Source organism: Bacillus sp. AFS001701, assembly GCF_002559405.1.
Classification (GTDB): Bacteria; Bacillota; Bacilli; order Bacillales; family Bacillaceae_G; genus Gottfriedia.
This window is the reverse complement of sequence record NZ_NTZO01000387.1, coordinates 1-3,659: the sequence shown is the minus strand read 5'-3', so window position 1 is coordinate 3,659 and position 3,659 is coordinate 1. Positions and strand designations below refer to the sequence as shown.

The window sequence follows — 3,659 nt, the reverse complement described above, 5'->3', positions numbered from 1 at the left end:
TTCATAAACTGTTTAAATAAAAAGTTGATTTTTGAACTAAATAAAAAAAGCTGCCTAATTAGACAACCTCTTTAAGTATTCTTATTACTGAGAATTTTTATTTTACCAATTAAGCCTTTAACATTTTCATCAAAAAATCAGTAGTAGGTAAACCAAATTTATTATCAACTAGATCTTGAATCGTTAAACTATTTATCACATTGAAGTACCATACTAATATTTTTCGTGGATCTTCATTTAAGAATTCACCACTTTCTTGTCCTTTTACAAATATTGGAATTAGTAAATCAATTAAATAATCAGGTGAATATTTTGATAATAATTCAGTCACTTTTTCCGGTACTTCGGTGTTTTTCCTCGCTTGTTGGATAATCATAAATGCATATTTATGATTTTCGTCTAACATCTTTTCAGTTAATAATTCTAATAGTTGGTATGGAGTTCCTTGGAAAAAATGCAATGTACTTAGCTCACTTTGAGACTCAATCATTAATCCTTCAATAATTTGAAAAAACAACTCTGCCTTTGATTGAAAATGGCGAAAAATTAAACCTTCACTAACATTTGCTTCAGTTGCAATTACACTTGTTTTCGTATTTTTATAACCGTTCAATGCAAAAATTTTCAATGCAGATTGTTTTATAAGCACCTTTCGATCAGTTTGTTGATTATTCTCTTTTGGTAACAACTTACTCACTCCAATTTATACATTCTTACTTAATTATTAATTGTTAATGGTCTTACTCTTTTTATTAATTCTTGTAAAAACTGCTCAGGTCTAGCAAAGCAAGCTAAATGTCCAGCGTTTTTTATATAAATAAACTCTTTTAAAGGTGCTTCGATTTCTTGCAAAAATCGTTCTGCATTTTTGGTAGGGGTAATAATATCATTGTCTCCTTGAAAAATAAAGAAAGGAATTGAAAATACTGTTCCTAACCGTCCATAATTAAAATTCATTAGTTCGTTAAACAATTGTTCCCCCGAAAATTTCATCCCTTTAAAAATATCGAATAGATCGTTTATATTATGTTGTGGTGATGAAAGCATTGAAGGCAAAATAAGGTCCATTACCATATTAGGAACATTTTTTATAGATTTTACTAATATTTGATTTCTTTTATCATAACCTTTATGTGTCCATTTTGTTTGATCTGGTCCTAGTTCTTTAAATTTCTTCAGTCCCCTTGTATTCCTTGCATCAGACAAGGCATCAATGGCCAATTGATATGCAATATTTTCATAATCATAACAGTTTTGATCAGTCCCTACATACGCAAAATAGAGATTTGGTCTTTCCTTAATCATTAAAGTAGCTATAAGACTACCGACGGAACTTCCAACCAAAATAATTTTTTCTATCTCAAGTTCATTACAAATAAGTTTACTTAATTCAATTCCATCTTCTGCCAGCTGCTGTAATGTAATTTTACCACAGGCTTCTTCCCCATTTCTTTTAAAAGTTTTTCCTGCACCTCGCTGATCCCATTGAACAATTGTAAAATGCCTTTCCCAAGGACGTATTAAAGAACTAAAAATAGTATAAGTAGAGGCAGGACCACCATGAATCAATAAAAGAACAGGGTTTCTTCTATCTTCTCCTCGGATCGTAATCCATTGATCAATCCCCCCAATCGTTACATACTTTTCTTCATTGATCATATTTTCAGTATTAATTTCTAACTTCTTTTCATTTTTCCTTTGATTAAATTTGCGAAAAAAGATATCGGGTAAAATATTGGATTTTGTCATTTAGAGTTTTTCCTTTCTAATATCTTTTATTAGGCTAGTGAGTGAGTTACTCACTCATAATATATTATGCATCTTGCTCTGTCAATTCTACTTAAGTGATATAAAAATCTCGGAAAAGATGAATTTTACATTTAATTCCATATCTACCTTAAGATATTTATTTATTAGTTCAATTATGTTTGTAAATTTGATATTTCGTTCCAAAAAAAATGGAATAAAAGTCGGTCAAGTTCTGCAACTAAGTATTCGTTAATTCAATAAGAATTTATTAAGAAGTATCTAGTGAAGTATGAGTAAAGCCCTAAAAAAACTAATCGTCTTTTATTTCCAAATTTTTATTAGCTTTTTTTCTAAAAAATAACACAAAATAGATGTTATCAATTACTAAACATCGGAGTTGATTTTTAGCTGTGAAAAAAGTATTTTTTATTGTAATCCTGTCCCTTTCATTAATTTGCTTTGCAGATTTTACTTACGCTAAGACAGACAAACCATTACTCACCCCAATTAGCTTTCAAATAGAAATTCAGGATTGGGAAGCTGTTAACAAAATAATCCCTAAATACTCGTTATTCACTGTAATCGATGTGGAAAGTGGTAAAAGCTTTAATGTACAACGAAGAGCTGGTAGTAGACATGCAGATGTTCAGCCATTAACAAGAGAAGATACAAGGATAATGAAGGAAATTTATGATGGGAACTGGAGTTGGCGAAGAAGAGCTGTATTAATTTTAGCTGATGAAAACCTAATCCCTGCGTCCATGCACGGAATGCCACATGGTGCAGGTTCACTTCCAAACGGTTTCTGTGGTCATTTTTGCATTCATTTTATGGGAAGCACGACACATCGGACCGGTAAAGCAGACTTATCTCATTATGTGATGATCCTTAAAGCTGCTGGGAGGATTGATGAATATATGAACAACCTACCACCTTCCCAACTGCTAAATGTATTTTTCGTTACCATTAAAAACCGGGATAAAGGCTTGGTTAAAAAAATTGCCATAAGTAATCAAAAAAATATTAAAAAAGATCTTATGAAAATAAAAAAAATAGAAGCAATACAGTGGACTTTGCCCCAAACAAAGGAGACAGAGTCATCCTCTTTAGAAACTGAAATCCCAGTTGAAGTTAATCTCTTTATAAAAGATAAGGGCCGTATAAGGACCAAACTTTCTTTTACCTTTGTGAGAACGTCACCTATTTCTCCATGGAAAGTGAATATCGATCCTTTGTTTTCAAGCATTAACTAGGTCAAGACAAATAAAAGGGCTACCAAGTAGCCCTTCTAATTCTGCATATGAATTCCTTAAAGATCTGTACTTTTATAAATTACCAAAATATTGAAAACTGCCTTAAATATAGAAATAATTAACGAAATTATTAGCAACCAAAAATAAAAATCGTAATTATGTTCTGACCACATTGAAACGATCACAAAAGTAAATAATAAAATAACTCCTATACTTTTCCATTCGTATGCTACTATAGTCTTTAATTTATTCATTGTTGATTTCCCTCTTATTCCTCAATAAAAACTTAGCTAATGATCTTTAAATTTTGTTTTTTCCTTAAAAATTCAACTAAAGCTAAAATTGATAGACCTATTATTACCGTTATGATATGAAAAATCCATTTCTTTTCATTAGGAATATTGTCTGTTATTATTCCAAAACCTGCTATAAAAGAATTTGCACCAATAAAATAGTTTTTTCCCCGTCCAATTAATATGTATTTTCTATAAAAATAAAATGATGCAACCATAAAAAATACAAAAAATACAATATCAAAAATCACCATTTCTCTCCCTACGAGTTTTTTGTGAGTTGTCGTTTATTAAATACACTTATTGTAATGTGACCATGAGGTACCAAATCTTTTTTTTTCTTTTCTTACTTCCTCATGAACAC

4 protein-coding genes are annotated in these 3,659 nt (G+C 30.4%); 1 reads left to right on the top strand and 3 read right to left on the bottom strand.

All coding sequences use genetic code 11. The features are described 5' to 3' along the window. Positions 1–109: 109 nt before the first annotated feature. Both CN514_RS19835 and CN514_RS19830 read right to left on the bottom strand, forming a co-directional pair. Positions 110–688, bottom strand: a complete 579-nt coding sequence (locus CN514_RS19835; protein ID WP_176525990.1) for a TetR/AcrR family transcriptional regulator — start codon at positions 686–688, stop codon at positions 110–112. Between the two features lie 29 nt (positions 689–717). Beyond that, positions 718–1,749 (bottom strand): alpha/beta fold hydrolase, encoded by a 1,032-nt coding sequence (locus CN514_RS19830; RefSeq protein ID WP_098234068.1) that lies wholly within the window; start codon positions 1,747–1,749, stop codon positions 718–720. Between the two features lie 410 nt (positions 1,750–2,159). Here CN514_RS19830 and CN514_RS19825 point away from each other — a divergent pair, with 410 nt between their 5' ends. After that, positions 2,160–3,002, top strand: a complete 843-nt coding sequence (locus tag CN514_RS19825) for a hypothetical protein (RefSeq protein ID WP_098234067.1) — start codon at positions 2,160–2,162, stop codon at positions 3,000–3,002. 286 nt (positions 3,003–3,288) lie between these two features. On the opposite strand, the gene CN514_RS19815 is transcribed toward CN514_RS19825, so the two are convergent. Further along, positions 3,289–3,546 carry a hypothetical protein gene (locus CN514_RS19815; RefSeq protein ID WP_098234065.1) on the bottom strand — a complete coding sequence of 86 codons (258 nt, stop codon included), beginning with the start codon at positions 3,544–3,546 and terminating at the stop codon, positions 3,289–3,291. Between the last annotated feature and the right edge of the window lie 113 nt (positions 3,547–3,659).